At 69.1% G+C, this 20,982-nt stretch carries 10 protein-coding genes; 3 read left to right on the top strand and 7 right to left on the bottom strand.

What is annotated here, in order from left to right; all coding sequences use genetic code 11:
• Positions 1–657: 657 nt before the first annotated feature.
• Positions 658–1,563, bottom strand: a complete 906-nt coding sequence (locus AC07RM_RS02615) for a LysR family transcriptional regulator (RefSeq protein WP_495332754.1) — start codon at positions 1,561–1,563, stop codon at positions 658–660.
• A 120-nt stretch (positions 1,564–1,683) separates the two neighbouring features.
• Between AC07RM_RS02615 and AC07RM_RS02610 the strand changes: the two genes are divergently transcribed.
• Both AC07RM_RS02610 and AC07RM_RS02605 read left to right on the top strand, forming a co-directional pair.
• A complete protein-coding gene (locus tag AC07RM_RS02610) occupies positions 1,684–2,631 on the top strand; it encodes an alpha/beta fold hydrolase (protein WP_495332753.1) in 948 nt (315 codons plus the stop codon).
• Positions 2,632–2,670: 39 nt separating this feature from the next.
• Complete coding sequence (locus AC07RM_RS02605) at positions 2,671–3,462, top strand: SDR family NAD(P)-dependent oxidoreductase (protein WP_093352452.1); 792 nt, start codon at positions 2,671–2,673, stop codon at positions 3,460–3,462.
• Positions 3,463–4,114: 652 nt separating this feature from the next.
• Here AC07RM_RS02605 and AC07RM_RS02600 read toward each other — a convergent pair.
• From AC07RM_RS02600 to AC07RM_RS02585, 4 genes are all read right to left on the bottom strand, one after another.
• Complete coding sequence (locus AC07RM_RS02600) at positions 4,115–4,495, bottom strand: hypothetical protein (RefSeq protein WP_208508032.1); 381 nt, start codon at positions 4,493–4,495, stop codon at positions 4,115–4,117.
• Positions 4,496–4,564: 69 nt separating this feature from the next.
• Positions 4,565–4,963: a hypothetical protein gene (locus AC07RM_RS02595; RefSeq protein WP_495332751.1), complete on the bottom strand. Its 399-nt coding sequence runs from the start codon at positions 4,961–4,963 to the stop codon at positions 4,565–4,567.
• 76 nt (positions 4,964–5,039) lie between these two features.
• On the bottom strand, positions 5,040–5,396 hold the full coding sequence (locus AC07RM_RS02590; RefSeq protein ID WP_495332749.1) for a hypothetical protein: 357 nt from the start codon (positions 5,394–5,396) through the stop codon (positions 5,040–5,042).
• Between the two features lie 242 nt (positions 5,397–5,638).
• Positions 5,639–6,292 carry a hydrolase gene (locus AC07RM_RS02585; protein WP_208508035.1) on the bottom strand — a complete coding sequence of 218 codons (654 nt, stop codon included), beginning with the start codon at positions 6,290–6,292 and terminating at the stop codon, positions 5,639–5,641.
• 152 nt (positions 6,293–6,444) lie between these two features.
• Between AC07RM_RS02585 and AC07RM_RS02580 the strand changes: the two genes are divergently transcribed.
• Complete coding sequence (locus tag AC07RM_RS02580; protein ID WP_490875352.1) at positions 6,445–7,326, top strand: LysR family transcriptional regulator; 882 nt, start codon at positions 6,445–6,447, stop codon at positions 7,324–7,326.
• Here the strand turns inward: AC07RM_RS02580 and AC07RM_RS02575 are convergent.
• Positions 7,232–7,927 (bottom strand): RNA polymerase sigma factor, encoded by a 696-nt coding sequence (locus AC07RM_RS02575; RefSeq protein WP_495332746.1) that lies wholly within the window; start codon positions 7,925–7,927, stop codon positions 7,232–7,234. The two genes, AC07RM_RS02580 and AC07RM_RS02575, sit on opposite strands and share 95 nt — an antisense overlap.
• Before the next feature lie 89 nt (positions 7,928–8,016).
• Entirely contained in the window at positions 8,017–20,682 is a 12,666-nt protein-coding gene (locus AC07RM_RS02570; RefSeq protein ID WP_495332744.1) for a filamentous hemagglutinin family protein, read from the bottom strand.
• Positions 20,683–20,982 lie beyond the last annotated feature (300 nt).

The following is a 20,982-nucleotide window of genomic DNA, read 5'->3' as shown; positions in this document are numbered from 1 at the left end:
CTTCAGATGAGTTGACCCCATGCGGGGAGTCGCAGTGTCGAGTGCCGCTATTGCAATTGCACCTTACTTTTTCTTGCAGTGGATATCTCTATGCAATGGAGAAATTGCCAATTAGGCCTATTGGCTGACAACGGATTTCAGTGGGGAATGGCGGAGGTCGTGGGGTCAATCAGGCGCCCGCGAAGTTCGCCATGGATCGGTCACCGGAATCGGTGAGGCAGGAAGTTTCGGGGTGTCGCGACCTCGGCCACCCATGGCCATGGAGTGCGAAGCGCCATTCGCACGGTCTTGCCGCCGCGTCGGGGGAAATTTCTTCGAAGTGCCGCTAGTCGCCGAACCAGAAGATCACCCAGATGCCGACGGAGCTGTAGGCGACGAACATGGCCAGCATCTCGCGTTGAAGCGCCAGGCGCGCGTACTGCAGGCGAATACGAACCATCATGTCGACCCCCTCTCTCCACGGCCGCTCCCTTCGGTGGAGATTGCGCGAGGCTTGTCCATTCGTCAAGCCGAAATTAGTTCACGCGGAGAGCGGCGACATAGAGATGCAATTGCGTCGCAATAGCGAAGTAATTGAACAGGGAGTCGCACAAGACGATTGGCCTTCAGGCACCCGCCGAAATGATCAGCGAATGCGTGGCGTCGACCGCTTCAGACTCAGTTCGATCCCCGCGGCGAACTCTGGAGGGCATCGACCAGAAAGTCGACCATCACCCGCACCTTTGCGCTGAGATGGCGACGGCTGGCGTAGATCGCGAGGATGTCGATCGGCGGCATGCGATAGCCGGGCATGACCTCGACCAGTCGCCCGGCCTGCACGTCGTCGCCAATCACGAAACTCGGTTGCCAGATGACGCCGGCGCCGGCAAGCGCCGCCGCACGAGCGGTTTCGCCATTGTTGGCCCGCAAGGCCCAGCGCACGCGAACCGATTCCAGCGACCCGCCGGGGCCGGCGAACTGCCACTCGTCGGAGGTCGCGCCGTAGGTATAGCCCAGGCACAGGTGCCGCGACAGGTCCGCGGGCACCTCGGGCATGCCATGCCTCGCCAGGTAGTCGGGCGAGGCGCACACGAGGTTCTGCGAACGCCCCAGGTTGCGCGCGATGTGATTGCCCGAGGTGGTCCGCGAGATGCGGATCGCCAGGTCGTAGCCCTCCTCGACGATGTCGACCACGCGGTCGATGAGCGCGATGTCGAGTTCGACATCGGGGTACTTCGCCATGAACTTCGGCCACAGCGGCGCCAGCACGAGGCTGCCGAAGCTCAGCGGCGCATTGAGGCGCAGCCGCCCGCGCGGCTGCAGCGACGCGGTGGTCGCGAGCGCCTCGGTCTCCGCCACTTCTTCGAGGATCGACTTCGCCCGGTCGAACAGGGCTTCGCCGCCCTCGGTGAGCGACAGGCGGCGCGAGGTGCGGTTGATCAGCCGCGTGCGCAGGTGGGCTTCGAGCTCGTTGACGTAGCGCGTCACGTTGGCCGGGGAGGTGTCGAGCGCGTCGGCCGCCTTGACGAAGCTGCCGCGCGCGACCACGGTCACGAACACCTCGTATGCACGCAATCGGTCCATGGCCCTGGGCTCCAATCATTCATGAAAGCTGAATGAGTAAACCACTTTTGGGGCCTTTCTGGAAGTGAAGCTGAATCATAAATTCGCTTCACCCCAAAACACGGACCGAAAGGCCTAGACATGAACACCCCCCATCCCGCCCCCACCCGCCGCGCGCTGATCGCCGGCGCCGCCGCATTCGGCGCCGCGCTGAGCTTCGGCCCCGTGGCGCACGCCGCGCCCGCTGTCGACGCGGTACCGGGCTTTCGCGCAGGCAGCGCCGAGGTGAACGGCACCCGCATCGACTACCGCATCGGCGGCACCGGGCCGGCCATCGTGCTGCTGCACGGCTACGCCGAGACCGGCCACATGTGGAACCCGCTGATGCCGCTGCTGGCCAAGACGCACACCGTGCTCGTGCCCGATCTGCGCGGCGCGGGCAATTCGTCGAAGCCCGAGAGCGGCTACGGCAAGAAGAACATGGCCGTCGACATCCACGAGCTCGTCAAGTCGCTCGGCATCCGCAACGTGAGCATCGTCGGCCACGACATCGGCCTGATGGTGGCCTACGCCTATGCCGCGCAGTTTCCGTCGGAGACCGACAAGGTGGTGCTCATGGACGCCTTCCTGCCCGGCATCGGCCAATGGCAGAACGTCTGGCTGCTGCGCGACCTCTGGCATTTCCATTTCCACGGCCCGACGCCGCTGGCGCTGGTGCACGGACGCGAGCGCATCTACTTCGAGCATTTCTGGAACGACTTCGCGGCCGATCCCAAGCGCTCGGTGCCCGAGGCCGATCGCCGCTTCTATGCCAAGGCCTATGCGCAGCCCGGCGGCATGCGCGCCGGTTTCGAGTACTTCAAGGCCTTCGAGCAGGACGCGGCTGAGTTCGCCGAACTGGGCAAGACGCCGCTGCCGATGCCGATGCTGGTGCTGTCCGGGGAAAAGGCCGGTGGCACTTTCCTGATCGAACAGGGCAAGATGGTCGCGACCAACGTGCAGGGCGTGATCGTCAAGGGCTCCGGCCACTGGCTGATGGAAGAGGCGCCCGACCAGGTCATTCCCGCGCTGGTCAATTTCCTGGGCTGACAGGCAACCCATCTCGTCATCGACACAAGGAGCATCGACATGGATCTTCAACTGAAGGGCAAGCTGGCCCTGGTCAGCGGCAGCACCGCCGGCATCGGCTATGCGATCGCGCACACGCTGGCCCAGGAGGGCGCCAGCGTCATCGTCAACGGCCGGTCGCAGACCGCGGTCGACGAGGCGGTGGAGCGCATCCGCTCGCAGACGCAGGGCACGGTGGTCGGCTACGCCGGCGATCTCAGCCGCGCCGACGCCGCCGAGGAACTCGTGCGCCGCCATCCCGGCATCGGCATCCTCGTCAACAACCTCGGCATCTTCGAGGCCAAGGCCTTCGAGGACATTCCCGATGAGGACTGGCTGCGCTTCTTCGACGTCAACGTGCTGAGCGGCGTGCGCCTTGCGCGCCTGGTGCTGCCGGAGATGAAGCGAGCGAACTGGGGCAGGATCATCTTCATCTCGAGCGAAAGCGCGGTGCAGATACCGACCGAGATGATCCACTACGGCGTGACGAAGACCGCGCAGCTCGCGGTGTCGCGCGGGCTCGCGGAATCGGTCGCCGGCACGAACATCACGGTGAACAGCGTGCTGCCCGGACCGACGAAATCGCGCGGCGTCGGCGACTTCGTCGAGGGCATGGCGCGCTCGAGCAGCAAGAGCTTCGAGCAGGTCGAGGCGGAGTTCTTCGACCATGTTCGCCCGACCTCGCTGATCAAGCGTTTTGCGTCGCCGCAGGAGGTGGCCTCGCTCGTGGCCTATGTGGCGAGCCCGCTCGCGTCGGCGACCACGGGCGCGGCGCTTCGCGTGGATGGGGGCGTGGTCAAGAGCGCCTTCTGAGCTCGCTGGCGCGGGGCGCTCCTCGAGGCCGTCTTTGGTATCGTGCGGTCGAATCGCAGGGCGGTGTACGCCGCCTGGCGATGCGGGCTCGACACCCGACGACGGGCTCAACGATCGCGAGGAGACGCGCAATGGTGGTGCGGCAGTGGTGAGCGAGCACGCAGCGGCACGGCCGCCGATCCGCATCGGGCGCCTTCGGCGTGCGTCGTGTGTGGCCGCGGTGACTGAGTGCGGGATCGTAGCAACGAACATCGATCGGATGGCGCTGCACGATCGGTGTTGGCCTACCGTGAGAAGCGGAACCCGCGGCCAGGTCTGCAGCTCACCCAGATGACGGCGCTGAGCAGGCCCAGCGATGCGATGGCCAACGCGAAGCCGGCGGGGTTGGTGCCCATCGATCCAAAGGGGGCGCAACGCGGGGGCGAGTAGCTCTTGGCCCTTGGTGCCAGAGCTTCACAGGCAACGTAGGTTCCGGAGGGTGTTCTGTAGCCCTTGCCAGGTTGTGCGAACAGCATCTCGGTGGCTATGCTCAGTGCGAACAGAAATGGAAGCGTGACGAGCAGCTGCACGCCGATCCATGTCCGTCGACGTGTCGCTCGCGCTTTTTCGTCTGGTGCGTACACGGAATCCGGGATTCTCAACATGTGAGGAGCTATCGGCGGGGCCTTGCTGCAGCCAATTCGTCACAGGCGGCGAGCGCCTGATCGGTGCTTCGAATGGATTCGAAGAGTGGCCGCTCCGACGCTCGAAGCCGCGCATTCTCGGCGTCGATGTCTTCGAGCGCCCGATCCAGCAAGGCGCGGCGCTGGGCGGTCGTGGGAGCCAGTTCCTCGAGCCTGTCGATGTAGCGCGCCGACAAGCGCATCCAGCGCATCGCGGCGGCACGCGTTCCGTCTTTGGAGATGTCTTCCACGGTCCGGGAGGCCAGCGCGACACAGTAGGCGAGTTGTTGTTCCGCACCGCGGTTCTCCGTGGCGTGGGTCGACGAGACGAGCACGGCGAGCGCGAACCATAGACCTTGCTTCATATGCATCTGTCGAAGTTGTGCAGGTGGGGCGCGACGAATGGATCTACCGTCGATGGTATCGATGTTGCTGCAGCTTCAACGCGGCACCTGGGCATCGGCTTCCTTGACCGGGCATGCCGGAGCATTGACGGACTTGCCGGGCGCGATGACACCGCCTTCGTACACGCAACGATGCAGCGGGCGATCGGGCCAGCGCGCTTCGTACCACTGCACGCGGCCAGCGATGTAGTAGGCGGTGATGACCTTCTCCATGGTGGACGGCGCATTGCCATCGCCGATCCAGCCGTATTGGCAACCGGTGAACGAATTCGGAACCGGCTGAGGATCGACGATGAAATCGAAGCCGTGCGTGTGGGTGACTTCGGTGCCCGCGCGCGGTGAAGCCCGGGAACAGAGTTCGGCCGCGCTCGCAACCCCCGCGCACAAGGCAGCGGTCGAAACGATCATCGGGATGAACAGCCTGTACAGGCGCATGGGTCGATTCCTTGCATGACGGGTCACGCCGGCCTCATGCATCGGCCGGTGCGCAATTCTCGTCCAAGGCCGGGCATCAGACCCGGAACCAGACCTTGAACGTCACGTACAGCGCATACCCCAGCGCGAGAACGAGCCACACCATGTAGAAGATGTTCGACCAATACTCCCCCGCATGCGTCGTCAGCGCATACACCTGCCCCGAGCAGGCCTTGCCGAGGCACGGCACCTCGCCCCGGATCAGCGCGCGCAAGGTGGAGACGAAGAGATAGCACGCGATGGCGCCGGCCACGAGAAAGCCGACCGGTCCGACGAAGCCCTTGGTGAGCTCGTCGTTCTCGTCGCGGTTGCCCTTCTTCAGCAGGCTCTGCCCGAAGCGGTACCAGGCGAATCCCAGCAGGAGCATCAGCGAGTAATAGAGAAAGTCACGCATGGCATCGAAGGGGCGAGGGCGGTCGAAAGCACGGCTTCGTCACGAAGCCGTCGCGGCCACGGCGTGGCCTTCGTCGCATTTTCCGACAGCCGGCTCCCCGGTTCTTCCGATGCCGTCCGCGCCATTCGGCCTGGCCGCGGTCCATGCGCGAGCGCCCAGGCCCTTCGGGGATGAAGTGGCTCGAGCCGGCGCTCAGCCTTCGCAACGCCTCGACGGAAGCGCGTCCATCCCCCTTGATTCCGTCAGGCCGCCTTGGCAGGCACCGGCGTGTTGAGCAACTGCTGCTCCCAGAGGTACGCGATGCCGCTGCCTCCCGCGTGTTGCGTGATCACCTGGGTCAATGCAGCGGCGCTCTCGGTGCGTGCCCAGTCGCGCTGCCATTCCGAGGCGACCGCGAGCCAGGTGAGCATGTTCGCGCCGGCCGCGATCATTCGCTGGATCGCGACCTGGTGCGACTCGACGGAGACGCCGCCGGACGCGTCGGTGACCACGGTGACGTCCCAGCCTTCGCCGAGCGCCTGGATCGTCGGCATCGCGACGCAGACCTCGGTCCACAGGCCCGCGATGATCAGTTGCTTGCGGCCCGTGGCCTTGACCACATCGACCACCGCCTTGTCCTGCCAGGTGTTGATGAACGTACGGTCGATGACCTCCTGCCCGGGGAAGACCTCGGTGAGCTGGGGAAAGAGGAGGCCGCCGCGCTCGGCGATCACGCTCGTCAGGATGGTGGGGACGCCGAAGGCCTTGGCGGCCTTCGCGAGGCCGACGGTGTTGTTGATGACCATCTGCGGTTCGTGACTGTTCAGGTTCGCGAGCTGGTAGGGCTGGTGGTCGATCAGGACGAGGACCGAGTCTTCGGGACGAAGAAGCGAAGAGAGGCCGTTGCGAGAAGTCATTGCTGGTTCCTGTGTTGCCGCTGTCAGCGGGAGGGGTTCTGGACGACGGCACCGCTCGTGGCGATGCCGTCCGCAGGGAGTATTGCGATCCCGCTCTTCGCCCGGTAGTACCATTCTTCGGCGAACTGTGTCGCGATTGGAGGAACGCCAGCTTGGACATCGAGGACCTGCGTACATTCGTCGAAGTGGCCAGTGCCGGAGGGGTGTCGCCGGCGGCGGTGCGACTGGGCATCTCGAAGTCGATGGTGAGTCGGCGACTGCTTCGGCTCGAAGCGGAACTGGGTGTTCAACTGCTCGCGCGATCCACGCGCGGCGCCGCGCTCACGGAAGCCGGCAGCACGTTCCGCGACTACGCGGCCAAGGTCTGCGTCGACATCGACACGGCGATGGAGACGATCCTGCCCGCGGGCGAGCTTCGCGGCCGCCTGAGGATCGCGGTGCCATTGAGTTTCGGCCCGACGCACTTCGCGCCCATGCTCGCCGAGATGGCGAAGCGCCATCCCCAGCTCCACATCCAGACCTGCTACAGCGACAGATTCGTCGATCTGATCGCCGAAGGCTTCGACTGCGCGATCCGGGTCGGCTATCTCGAGGACTCCAACCTCATTGCAAGAAGCGTCGGCCCGATCTACGGCAAGCTCGTGGCGAGCCCGAGCTATATCAGCGCGCACGGGTCGCCCGAGACTCCGGACGAACTCGGTGCCCATGAAGCGCTGATGCAGGGCACCGAGGCCTGGCAACTGATGGATGGCGACCGGATCATCACGGTCCGACCGCAGGGACGATTCAAGGCCGACAACGGCACGGCACTGGTCGCCGCCGCGGTGGCGGGCCTCGGGATCGCCTATGTGCCGGACTGGCTCACGCATGAATACATCGCCGCCGGTGCGCTGGTGCCGGTCATGACGCGCTATCCACCGCCCCCCGCAGGGGCTTACGTCATCCGGCCGCCCGGCCAGCATCCGGCCAGGAAGATACGCGTGCTGACCGAACTGCTGATCGAGCACTGCGAGCGGTTGTCGCATCCCGCGTGAGCTGGGGACAACCCACGCCGGCGGGCGCTTCGGGAACGCTCCGTTCGGCGCACTGGCCCAGGGCCTGGCGCAGCGTCGTGTCCACGGTACGCAGCGAGATGCACAGCCAGTCGGCGACGTCTTCGCGCGTTCGTTCCTCGATGCGCAGCGCGACCAGCACGGCGCGATGCCGACGAGGCAAAGCTCGCAGGGCACGGTCCAATGCCAGCACTTCGGAGCGCTGCTCGGCGATCTCGTGAGGGCCGGGCGTGGCGTCCGCCAAGGCGTCCAGGTCGACCTCCTCCATGCTCACCGTGCGCCGAGCGCGCGCGCCGCGCAGCCGATCGATCGCCGCGTTGCAGGCGACCCGGTAGACGTAGGCCTGCCGGTTGGGCAGCGGCACCGCCAGGCTGCTTTCACCCAGGCGCAACCATGCGTCGTGCAGGCATTCGCTGGCCATGTCCGCGCAGCCGAACTTGCGCGCCAGCTGGCGTTTCAAGCCGTCGTAGTTCATGACCAGCACGTCGCGCAGCGCGAGGCTGTCGTCGATCCCGGCGAGATCCTCCTGCGCAGCAGGGGCGGCCGCGGGCATCTCCAGGTACTGCACAACGCTCAGGTCCATGGCGGATCGATCCTCGGGTTGGGGGACGTGCCATCCCAGGCCTCGCGCGAAGCGAGGCCTGCGAAAGCGCGGACGCGGAGAGAGCGGAGCTATCGATCCCGCTGCAGGCTGCGACGTTCGTCGTCGGTCAGGCGGGCCCATTGCCTGGGATCGATGTTGTTTCCCAGCCCCACGATCTGCGCGACGCTGGAGGCGTTGTAGGGGCGCGGAACGCCGGACTGCGCGCCTGGACGGGGCAAGCTATCCGTGCCTTTTTCGTCGGGCACCTCGTTGCCGAAACCGAGCACGCGTACCGTGAACACCGAGGGCAGCGCCTGGCGCGCGGCCGTGCGTTCGCGCTGCACCGTGTCCTGCGCGGCCATCGCGGCCTGCGATGCCGCGGCACTCGCATTGGTCAAGGCGCTCACGTTCACCGACGCGACCACCGGCAACCCGGCCGATTCACCCTTGACCTGGATGTTGGCCGCGTTCACCACCTGCAGCGCCGCGAGATTGACATTGCCCGAAACGCGGATGCCTGCTTCGCCCGCGTCGATCGTGCCCAAGGGCGCGATCAGGTCCACGTCGCCCGGCGGCACTTCGGGAATCGGATCGAGCGTGGCGATGCCCGCGCCCGTGCTCGGCACGTTGGGCGACAGCTTCACATTACCCAGCGTGTCGTACTCGCGCTTGGGCGGCGTGTACACCAGCGTCGTCTTCGAGCCGCGACCCGCGTTGATGTCGCCCTCGGCGGACCACGCGAGGATGTCGCCGCCGAAGGTGGTCATGATGCGCGACAGGCCCAGCAGGATGCTGCCCTTGCTGTACATGTCGATGCTGCCTTCGCCTTGCGTGAGCAGGCCGGCGGGCACGGCGGTCTCGCCCGCCGCGGGCGTGACGCCTTCCACGCCGACGATCGTCTGGCCGCCGGGCGTCAGCGTCTGGATGTCGCCGCCCGCCACCGTGCGGATGCCCGCATTGCTGCCCGTGCCCTGGAACAGGGTGATGTTGCCGTCGCGCACGAGCGGATGGCCGCCGGCGTCCTGCTCGGGGAACAGCGCCGCGATCGCGTTGCGCCCGCGCAGGTAGCTGCCGTAGCGCTTGCTGTCGGGGTCGTTGTACTCGCGTCCGCCCGCGGTCAGCTCGGCGTAGAACACTTCGCGCACGAAGACGCGCTGCTGCTCGGGCGGCAGCGCTTCGAAGTACGCCAACGCATCGGCCGGCGACGACGACGCGTGGCCGAAGCGCTGCTGCAGCCATTGCATGAGTTCGCCCTCGTAGCTCCTGACCACCTTGCCGGGCTGATCGGCCAGCGCCCCCGAGGCATCGATCGCGTTGGCCGGATCGAGGTAGCGGCGTGCGAAGCCCGCGAAATCGCTGGCACCCACGCCCGGCGTGCCGGCGCCCAGGCCGGCCTGCACCACGATGCTCGCCCCCGGGCGCTTGTCGCTCGCCGTGACCGGCCCGAGGCTGGAGAAGGATGCGACGTTGCCCAGGTAGACGTCGCCACCCGCGCTCACTTCCAGCGTGCCCGGGCCGAGCACCGAGAAGCCCGCATTGCTGGCGTTCACGTAGAAGATGTTGCCGCCCGCGGCCACCATGGACACGTCGGTCTGCGCGCCGTGGGCGATCAATCCGCTGCTGTTCACGATGTCGCCGGCGGCCAGCATGCGCAGGGGCTTCGAGCTCAGGTAGGAGATCGTGTGCGTGCCGTCGCCGTTGTTCAGGTCGATCAGCTCGCCCAGCTGCACGTTCTGGATGTCGCCGCTCAGGGCGTAGATGCGCGAGACCGCGTCCTTGCCGGCCATGCTGTCGTCGGTGAGGGTGTTCGGGCCGAACATGAACAGCGTGCCGCCGGTGCCGCCGAAGCGACCGGTGTCCACGTTGTAGCTGGTCCTGTAGGCCGCGTCGGCGAAGCCGCCGTCCGGAACCGCGCTCCAATAGTTCGATGCCAGCGGGTTCGCGTCGTCGAAGCCGCCCGACGCCTGCAGGCGCCACGCGGGACGCAGCGGTGTCGTCATCGACGAGGCCGAGGTTCCGAGCACGGAGACCGCGCCGGCCACGCTGAAGACATTGTTCTCGGCGACGCCCGAGACCCGGGCACCGGCCAGCATCTCGAGATGGCCTCCGGGCGCTGGCATCAGGTCCATGTCGCTCGCGTAGTAGATGCTGCCGCCCGGTGCCACGGCACTGAGGACCGGCGGCAGGTAGCGGGTGTTGCTGATGACCCCGTTGGTGAAGCTGCTGGCGTTGCCGCTGCCCAGCGGCGCGAGATTGCCGCCGGCCGAGAACAGCTCGACGCCGGTGGCGCCGGTCCACAGCGTGTACCAGCTCGCCGCCGAACCGCGGCTGCCGTCCGCCAGCGTCGCATCGGTCTCCAGCCGCTCTTCGACCAGGCCGGGATCGACGAGCCGGTCCAGCACCAGGTCGCCCAGCGTTTCCACCCGCACCGGGCCATCGCCGGGCGCGAAGCTGGCGCCGGCCCGGCTGGCGGCGGAGTACGCGGTGTAGGGATCCGGTGCGCGCGGATCGCCGCCGAGCCGCCCGTTGTAGTTGGTCAGCTGCACCACGCCCACGGCCGCGGCCCGCACCGTCGTGTCGCCGCGCAGGTTGGCATAGAGGCCGCCGAAGATGCGTCCACCGGCGTTCACCGACAGCGTGCCCCCGCCGGTCTGCATCACATTGCCATCGATCACGCGGCCGCTACCGCCCACGGCCACCGCGATGGCGTGGGTCGCGTCGTCGCGGTCGCTGCCGATGTCGCCGCCCGCGCGCACCGTGGCATTGCCGCCGCCCAAGGCGCCCAGGCCCGAGTAGGCGGCCAGTCCCAGGCTGGAGGTGAAGGGGCTCTGGCCCGGACCGTCGAGCACATAGGTGCCGAAGTTGATGCCCCAGCCGGTGGCCTGGCCGAGCTCGGTGCCGCCCTGGCGCAGCAGCCAGTTGCCGACCGCTTCGGTATTGGCCTCGCGCAGTCCGCGGATGTCGCCGCCGGCCGCGAGCGTGAAGTCGCCGCCGCTGGTCGTGTACCACATGCGCTCGGGGTTGAGCGCCGCCAGATAGGCATCGCGCGCGATCACGTTGCTGCCCAGGGTGGTGCCGTCGGGCTGCAGCTCGCGCGGCGCGTTCCAGACCGAGCCGGCGCCGGTGCCGGGCACCCAGGTGCCGGCGGTGTACACGCCGTAGGGCGACTGCTGCTCGTAGTCGCCGGCCGCGTAGAGCTCGAGGTCGCCCGTGCCGGTGCGCAGCACGCTCACGCCGGGCACGGTCACACCGAGGCCCTTACCCTGCAGGTTCACGCTGAAGGGATCGTTGAGCACGATGCCGCCCGCGCTGCGGCCCAGCACCGCGCGCGAATCGGCCGCGGCGAGGTCGGCGCCGCCCACCAGCCGCATCGACCACGAGGCGCTGCCCGCGTCGAGCATCGGCGCCAGCGCCCAGATCGCTCGCTCGCCGACCAGCGCCGACGCGCTGGTGACGAACATGCCCGCCGGCAAGGTCTTGCCGGCCGGGATGTCGAGCGGCGTGGGCAATGCATAGCCCTGGAACACCGACACATCGGTGCCGGCGCGCCAGGTGGTGGCGACGAGCTTCATCGCGGTGGCGCCCACGTCGGCGAGCTGGATGGCGTTCATCCCGGCCTTGAGCACGGTGCCGGCGGGCAGCCGCAGGTTGGCGGTCGTGGTTCCGATGACGCCGACCAGCGACGAGGTGTTGGTGCCGGCCCGGATCACGGTGCCGTTGGGCAGCACGATGTCGGCGGCGATGACGACATCGGCCCTGACGCGGTTGGAGATCGCGTTGCCGCCCAGCACGATATCGACGGGCAGCGGCGTCGCGTCGGACAGGAAGATCGGCGTGTTCGCTTCCACCTGGAAATCGAAATCGAGCGCGCCGCTGAACGGCAGCGTGCTGCCGGCGTCCACCGTGATGCCGCCCGCGGGGATGGCGTAGTCCGTGTCCAGCGTCACGAAGGAGAACACGGTGTCGTAGATGGCGCCGTCGGGCGACGCGCGCGGCGGCGAGAAGCCGTCGTTGATGCTGCCGTTGATGTGCAGCGCGCCGCCCGCGCGCAGCGTGAGCACGCCCGCCTCGCCCGAGCCGCGTCGCGACGGGTCGGCGTCCGGTCCGTAGCGGTAGCCCGAGAGGTCCAGGTCGCCCGAGGTGTTGAGGTCGCCGGTGGTGCGGATCTCGACGCCGGGTCGCAGGTGGAAGGCTGGCCCCGAAGCCTTGAGCCCCGCGAGCCGGCCCTGCAGGTCGGCGTTGGTCCAGGCCGCGTCGATGAAGGCGCGGCTGCGCACGTCGATCTGGTCCAGCCCGGCCACGCCGTCGGCACCGATGGGCGCGCCGCCGGCATCGCCGTTGTCCTGCTTCACCGTGCCGTTCGCATCGGTGGGCTGGTAGGTCCAGAAGCCATTGACCGCCACACTGGCCGCGCCGCGGATGGCGAGCGCCTGGCCCGCCTCGATGCGCAGGTCGCCGCTGGTCTCGCCGGTGCGAACGGCGTTGATGTTCAACTGCCCGCGCGCCACGTCGTCGGCCGAGCGCAGGTCGAGCGTGGCACCACCGGCCAGGCGCACCGTGCCCTGCGTGGCGCCCAGCGAGATCCTGGCGCGGTTCGAGGCATCGATCGCCGCGCCGCGGCCGTCGGTGACCAGGCGCGTGCCGTGCGCGTCGAGCACCGCGCTCGCGGCCAGCGAGAGATCGTCGCGCGCCGACAGCGTGATGCTGCCCGCGCCGGGTCCAGAGGCGTCGATGGTGCCGTGCACCGCGAGGCTGCCGCCATCGGTGGCGATGCTCACCGTGCGCGCGCGCACGCCGTCGCCCACGTCGAGGTCGCCGGTCTTGAGGGTGAAATCGCGCGCGCCGAAGAAGCCGGCGTCGCTCAGCCGCTGGTTCAGTGCCGTGAACTCGGCGCCGCCGATGGACGCCTGCGTCAGCGCGAAGCGGCCGTCCTCGTAGCCTTCGCCACCGCCGCTGGCCCGCAGCGTGCCGGCCAGGCTCGCCGCGCCCCGGGGCGTCTCCAGCGTCAGCGAACCGGCATGGTGATGGCCGGCCGACACGTCGATGGTCGATCCCGCCGCCTGCGCGATGCCGCCTGCGTCGCTGTGCAACGAGACATCGCCGCCCCAGCTGTACTTGGTGACGTCGAAGAAGGCGATGGCACGGCCCGCGAGGTCGACGTCGGCATGCTCGCCGAGCGCGATGTCGCCGTCGGCGCGCACCACCAGCTTGCCGCTGGGCAGCGCCACGGCGGTGTCGAGTTGGACCGACTTCGCATCGAGCGTGAGGGTGGCGCCCAGCGCCTGCACCGCGGCGGTGTCGGCCGCGGTCGCACCCTGCGGTGCGCTCAGGCGCAGGGTGCCGCCGGCCACGTACTTCATGTTCGCGGCGGCCTCGCCGGTCAGCAGCGGCGTGACGATCGTCAGGTCGCCACCGCTGCGCGTGCCGTCGGCCGCCTGGGTGCCGCTCACGAGCAGCGTGCCGGCGTTGTTGGCGGTCACGCGCTCGGAGGCCTTGACGGTCACGCCGGCGAAGCCCAGCGCCAGCCGGTCGAGCGCGGCCTGGCGCTGCTGCTGGCTCATCGCGTCGTAGCCGAAGCTCACGGTCTGCGCGTCGATCACGAGCTGGCCGCTGCCGGTGCCCGGCCCGCCCGGTTCCACCGGCGTGGGCGGCGCGCTGGCGTAGGGGCCATCGCCGCCGACGTCGGTCGGCGTGCCGACGCCCGTCGAGATGCCGCTCCAGACGAAGTTGCGCGTGGCGATGCGCACCGTGTCGTCGGCGCTGCCCCAGCCGTAGAAAGCCGGTGTGTTGAACACCATCTGCACCGGCGATTCGCCGGTGTCGAGCGTGACGCTGCCGTAGAAATTGAAGGCGCCGCCCGCGGTGAGGCTCAGGCGTTCGAGCGCGGGCACGCCATCGGAGGGCGAGGGGCGCAGCAGCCGGTCGAGCACGGCCTGCGTGAGGTGCCAGCCCGGCCGCAGCGCGCCCGAGGCCTGCGCGGCCGCCAGGCTGTCGGCGTTGCCGATGTCGATCTGGTCCTGCGACACCGTCAGGTAGCGCGCGCCGATGTTCACGTCGCCGAGTTCCAGCCCGCCGGGCGCGACGAAGGCGATGGTGCCCTCGGTCAGCAGCGCCGCGCCGTCCTTGACCGCGATCTGGCTCGCGCCGCTCGAGGGCAGGAAGTCGAGCCAGCCGTTGCCCACCGCGAGCACCGCCGGGCCGAAGTCCCCTCGGTTGAGCACGTTCGCATAGACGTAGCCGAGCGACGAATCGAGCAGGTGGCCGCCGAAGCCCCGCGTGTCGATGGTCGCGCCGCCGTCGACCGTCACGGCCAGGCCCGCGAGGAACACCTGGCCCGCCTTGAGCACGCTGCCCTCGCGCAGCTCGACGCCGGGGCCGCCCGAGAAGAAGAGCCGCGCGCTTTCGCCCGAGGTGGAGCCGCCCGCGAAGTAGGTCCAGGCACCGCCCATCAGCAAGGTCGGCGCCGCGAAGGCATTGAGCGCGCCATCGGCCAGCGACAGGCTGCCCGTCGTCGGCGCGGCATCCCGCGGGCGCACCTCCATGATCGCGTTGCTGCTGACGATCATCGTGCCGTCCACCCCATCGATGCCGCCGCCCGTGACACCGCCGAAACGCGCCGTGCCTTCGAACACCAGCGGGTCGCGCACCTTGTCGCTCGGAGCGAGGACCAGGCTGAGGAGCTTGCCGTCCTCGGGCAGCCGCGAGCGCACGGTGTCGAACTGCCCGGCCTGCGCCTGCAGGAACTGGCTGAAGCTGGTCTCGTTGTATTGCGCCAGCTTGCGCACCGCCTGGCCCGGCAGCAGCAGGACCTCGGTGGCCTGGCCGCTGCGCGCGCCGGTGCCCGCGATCCCCTGCGTGGCGAGCGTGCGCCACGCGCCGCCGGGCAGCGCGGTGGCGAGCGTGGCGTCGTGCAGCGCCGCCTGTGCGCCGAGTTCCACACGCCAGGCGCCGGGCATCAGCGCAAAGCTCGAGGGCAGCAGCGTGTAGGTGCCCGGCGGCAGGCCCGGCACGCCAGTGCCGATGGTGATCTGCCGGCCGATGGCCGGGTCGCCCGCGCCCTTGTCGAGGATGACCGGCGCGTAGTCCGAGGCATAGCCCGGCACGATCGCGTAGACGCCGTTGCCGGCGCGGCTGTTGCCGTAGAGCGCGGGGTTGGCATTGGCCAGCGGCGTGTTCAGCACGTTGACCGAGCCGCCACGGCCCGAGACGAAGCCCTCGCCGTGCAGCGTGCCCCCGCCCGAGAGATCGAGCACCGCGCCTTTCTCGCCGATCAGTTGCGTGGCGCCGATGTTGATGCCGGTGGCCAGCACGCTGCCGTCCGCGGTCTTGGTCCCGCTGTTGTCGCCACGCGAGACGAAGGTATCCGCGAGGTTGTATTGCGTGGTGTAGCGCCCGTTGGGCGACGCGCCCTGGTAGGTGACGCCGTCGACCGTGCCGCCGAATGGCATCTCCATGCCGGCGGCGCTCACCGAGGTGAGGCTGCCGGTGCGCAGGATCACCCGCGGGTCGGTCTGTACGGGGCTCACGGTGCCGACCCGGTCCAGGACCATGATGCCCTGCCAGTCGGTGCCCAGCGACCCGCCCGTCGTGTTGAGCGAGATCACGCCCAGCGGCGCGCGCACCACGCCGCCCTGGTCGACCGTGCCGCCGAGCAGCACCAGCTGGCCGAAGGCGGAGTAGGGCACGTCGGGCACGGCACCGGTGCTCGAGCGGATCGTGAGCGTGCTGTCGGGAGCGATGCCGCTGCTGCGATTGCCCGCGACGAGGGCCGCGTAGGCACCCGAGACGGGGTAGACCTGGGCCGCCTCGACCTCGAGGTTGCCGGGCGCGTTGAGGCCGCCCGACAGGCGCAGGTCGCCGTTGCTGTGCAGCAGGATGTCGGCGAAGCCATCGAGGTCCGCGCCCTGGGCCACGGGGCCCGCGCCGCGCTGGCCGAGGGCGCCGGAGAGCACCGCGCCGTAGACATCGATCAGGTCGGCCGCCAGCGTCAGCCGGCTGCGGCCGGCCGGCGCATCGCCGGCTCTCGCGAGATAGAGGCCCGGCGCGGCGTCGGTGGACGACAGGGTGGGCAGGGCCCAGGCGCCGCCGTCGAGCCGGATGTAGGGCGCGGCCAGGCGCACCTGGGCGTCGGGCGTGCGGTCGGACACGGTCAGCACGCCGTGCTGCAGGTTCAGGCTGCGGCCCAGCGAGAGATCGAGGTCGCCTTCGAAGAGGATGCGGTCGTGCGTGGACAGGGTCAGCGCATCGAAGCCGCCGGCCTTGAGCTGGTCGGCCCCGAGCGCGGCGCGCCCGAACACCAGGTGCTCGTCCGCCTGGCCCGCGGCCAGGTCGGCGGCCAGGCCGCTGGGCCGCGCGTTCTGCGCCAGCTCGATGGTGTAGAGCGACGTGCTCGCGGTATCCGGCAGTGCCGGATCGGATGCGTAGATGCGGTTGTCCAGGTACAGCGCGAGCGAACCGCCCAGCGCGCCGGTGCCGCCCGACTGCGCGCGCAGCGTGCCGTCGAGCAGGATGCCGTTGTAGGAATGCAGTTCGATGCCGCCGCCGTTGCTGGCCAGCGTCAGTTGTCGCGTCGTGGCATGGGGAGCGCTTCCGGCCGCGGCGTCGAGCACGGCCGAGGTGCCGGAGGCATCGAGCAGCGCGCCGGGGCGCACGACGATGAAGGCATCGCTCGTGCCCACGGCGATGGTGCCGCCATCGGGCACCACGCCGTAGGCACGGCCCTGGCTGTCGCGGGCCACGTAGGCATGGCCGGAGACATCGAGCATCGCCTCGTCGCCGATCCACACCGAGCGCGTGCCGTCGTAGCGCAGGCCGTTCGCGTCGGCCGGCAGGCTCGCGAGATCGATCCGGCCGCCCCAGGCATTCACGCGGCCTTCCACCGTGAGCTGGCCCTCGGCGTGCAGCGCGACGGACTGGCCCGGGTCGACGCCGATGACGGCCCCGCGGCCGATCGTGAGCGGCGCCTCGTCGCTCGCGACCTGCGAGCCCGCGCTCAACGACAGGCTCGCGCCGCCGCGCTGCGTCAGCACGCCGTGCACGGCATCCTCCGCATACAGCGGCGGCGTCCAGCGCGACAGCGCCTCGGTCGGCGCGGCGCCGGTGGGCACGTCGCGCGCCGTCGCGGGGTTCGCGAGCAGCACCGGCATCGCGACCTCGATCACCGTGCCGTCGGCCACCTGCAGGCCATCGCGCGCCTGGATGTCGTAGTGCGAGAAGCCGGTGCGGAACAAGGCGGTGTCGAGCGTCGTCGTCGCTGCCACCGGCAGCGCGCGGGAGGACGCATGGCCGGCCGCGAGCACGGTGCCCGCCGGCATCACCAGCGCGTCGGCGGCGACGTCGCCGGCCGCGTAACGGGTCGTTTGCGGCGGCGTCGGGATGCCGCGCGGAAAGGCATCCGCGGGGACCACGTAGCCGGCGGGCAGCGAGCCCTGGATGCCGACCATCACGGCACCCGCGGGCACCGTCTGGCCGGGGAAATAGAACCCCAGGTCCCGGGTCTGCACGAAGGAGATGCCCTCCGGCACCACCCAGGGCGCCGCCGCGCTCAGCGGCTGGTCCGGCCTGACATCGACCGGCGTGTCGGTGCCCAGCTGGCGTCCCGGCGCGAGCAGTGACACGGTGATCGAGAAATCGACCGGCACCGTCTGGCCGGCCTCGATGCGGTAGTCCTCGGCCAGGCGCAGGTTGACCTGCGCGGCTTCGCCGGGCCGCAGCACCTGGCGGCCGCCCAGCAGCGGCGCGCCGATGCCGATCGCGCGGCCCGATGCGATGGTCAGCGTGCCGCCGCCGCTCACGCCGTAGGCACGCAGCTCGCCGTCGAGCTGCAGCGGGGCATCGATGGCCTTGTCGTTGGCCTGCGCGACATAGCCGGCAGCCAGCGTCACATCGCCGCCGTGGCCGCCGCGCAGCGACCCGTCGCTCATCAGCGCGGCACCGGAGGACACGTCGACGAGCGTGCCGGCCGCGAGCGTCGTCGCGCCGCTGCTGCGGATGTCGACCCGCCCGCCTTCGATGTACGGCAAGCCCGCGCCTTCGCCCGGCGCGAGCACGAGGTTGCTCCAGAGGCCGCGCGCATCGAGGGTGGCGCCGCCGGAGACCACGACCTCGGTCGGCTGGCCGAACGGGGCTTCCATCAGCTGTTCCGTCGAGATGCCCGTTTCCTGCACGGTGCTCAGCACATTGCCCAGCGTGATCCGGCCGCCGCGCGCGCTGAGGTCGGCGTTGACGTGGACCCGCGGCGCATACAGCGCGATGGCACCGCCCGGCACCACGGACAGCGGTGCATCCACCGCCATGCTCGCCGTGCCGCCGGCCAGCACTTGTCCGAGCGCCCAGTCGTTCAGGCGCGCGCTGTCGACGTGGAGCACGTCCTTTCGCGCCTGCGGCAACGGGCCGTCGGGCGACAGGCCTTCGCCGAGATCGGGCAGGTCGTTGCCGAACACGATGGATGCGAAGCTCGGCGTGAAGTTGTGGAACACGCCTTGCGATCCGTTCTTCGGATTGGCGTTGTAGGCCGTGAGGTAGTTGCCGAGGATCAGTTGCGCGGCGAGCGCCGCGGCATCATGCGATTGGCCGTAGCCATCCATTCCGTCATCGCGCTTGATCGTTTGGCGCGGGCCCTGGTACACGTTCGACGTGATGTCGCCCTCGAGCACGGCCGCACCGGTCGAGACGATCAACTGGCCCGCATCGCGGCCCACCGTGTAGCCGTTCTCGAGCCGCTGCTGCGGCCCGATCAACGGGTTGTAGAAGAAGCCCGTGGTCTTGTCGCCCCAGCGCTTGTGTGCGTCCTCGTAGCCCTTGTAGAGGCCCGTGTACTGCACATCGGCGGGCGCGCTCGAGACTTCGTAGAGCCGGCCGTCGGCCCCTTTGAGCCAGCTTTGCTTGATCATCCCGGTCTGCACGTCCAGCGTGCCGCCCGAGAGGTTGATGTTCGAGCCCGCCTGCGCGACCAGCTCGTTGCCCGCGAACACCACGCTGCCGCCCTGCGCGCCCCACTCGCCCACCGTGTGGCCCTGCAGGCCCAGGTAGCCGCCGACCTCGAGCAGGCCGCCCGGCGTGTACCAGCGCTCCTTGTCGTAGCCGCCCACGCCGGCCGCCACGCGCAGCAGCTTGCGCCGGTCGATCCACACGTTGCTGTTGTTGAGCATCGTGGTGTCGCGGTTCAGCGGCGCATCGCGCTGCTCGTTGCCCTGGATGTTGATCTCGACGTTGTTCGAGGACATCGCGACCTGCACGCCCACGGCGCCCGAGACATCGAGCCGCGCGCCATTGGCCACCGTGCTGCGGCCATTGCTCGCGGCCACCGCGATCTGGCCGCCCGTGGCCAGCGTGGTCGAGCCGCCCTCGAACACCACGCCGCCGCCCGAGACGATCTCGATGCGCGACTGGTCGCGGCGGTCGTCGAGGCGCGCGAGGTTGTCGAAGCCTCCCGACGCCGCGATGCGGCGTGCCAGGTCCTGCACGGCCGAATCGGCGATCAATGCATCGCGCTGGCTGTCCAGTGCGGTGCGGCCGTTCTGGTCATCGAGCAGGATGGCATTGAGGCCACGCGCGGTCACCGTGACGCTGCCGAGCTTGTCGCTGGCCGAGTTCAGCAGATGGATGGTGCCGCGCGTGTCCACCGTCGTCGTGGACACGGCCACGCCATCCTGCACCACCTTGCGGCCCGCGAGCGTGATATCGCCTTCGGGCGCCTGCAGCAAGCCGGTGTTCGTCACTGCGCCCGCCGTGCTGTCAGCGTTGAACTGCGGCGCGACCTCGTTGCCGCGCGTGGTCGCGTACTGGTTGCCCGTGGTGCTCTGGCCGGGCCGCACGATGAAGAAGTCGCCGGCCGCCATCTGCACCTGGCCGCGCGGCGTGGTGATGGCTCCGGCGTTGCTGACTTCCTTGCCGAGCAGAAGCGCATAGCCACCGCCTTGCGTGACGGTCGTCGGCACCGCGGTGTTGATGCGCGCACCGGCCTGCACCTCGACCTTGCCATTGGCATCGGTGAAGCTCGGCGTGTAGGCCCCGCTTTCCTGCGCGCTGTAGATGCCGCGCGCCTTGAACTGGTCATCGCCGATCCTGGCAGCGGCCGCCACGAGGTTGCGTGTATCGGTCTGGCTCGAGCCGCTGAACACGATGCCGTTGCGGTTCGCGATCAGCACCGTGCCATCGGCCTTGATCTGTCCCTGGATCTGCGAAGGCCGTGCCTGCGGGTCGTTGACGCGGTTGAGCACCGCCCAATCCGTCTGCTGCTTGAAATCGACCGTGGTGCGCTTGCCGACGTTGAAGGTCTCCCAGTTGAGGATCGCGCGATCGCCGGTCTGCCGGATGGTGACCGTGGTGCGGCCATCACCGCCTTGCGATTGCACAGGGGCCTGCGCGTTGAGCCAGCCGGCAGTGAGTGAGTTCGTGTCGACACGCAGCCCACCATCGGCAAGGCCATCGGGCACCGACGAAGGATCGTCCAAGGAAGCCTGCCGTGCGGCGGCTTGCGCGGCCTGCTGCGCCGCGATGCTCTGCGCCGCAAGGTTCAGGTTGCCGAGCGAACGCTGCAACTGCTCGCGCGCCTGCTGCTGTTGCGCGCTCGGCGTGTTGAGCGAGGACACCGGCAGGCCATTGGGCAAACGCCCCGTAGCGATCGCCTGTCCCTGCGCGATGTTCTTCTGCGCCATCCAGGCGGCACTGAACGCACGCTGCTGCGCATGCGCCGCACCCGCCGCGCCGATCGCAGCCAGCATCAGCGTGATGACCCGTGCCACCGGTGCCATCCTGAATACCGAAACCTCCCCGCCTGCCCTGTGGTCCTTCGCGCCGCGCTGCCGTGTGCTCATTGAAATGCCCGCTGATAGGTTGTGTCGATATCAAGCGGCCGTCCGACTCCTGCCGGCCAGCCAAGTCCGTGTCCATTCACGCGGTACTGCGACGGGTCGCGAGCAGTGCGCAAATCTTCTGTGGGACTAAGACAAATGGCAGCCAACGAGTCCGCAAACTTTTTTTGTTTTCTTTTTGAAGCGAGGCGCTGCCCCAACGCGCATCGAACAGGAGAGCCCCTCGCGGATGACGCGACG

Source organism: Variovorax sp. GW821-FHT09B05, from assembly GCF_059418265.1.
Note: the sequence above shows the minus strand (reverse complement) of the source record. Positions and strands in the feature narration are given on the sequence as shown.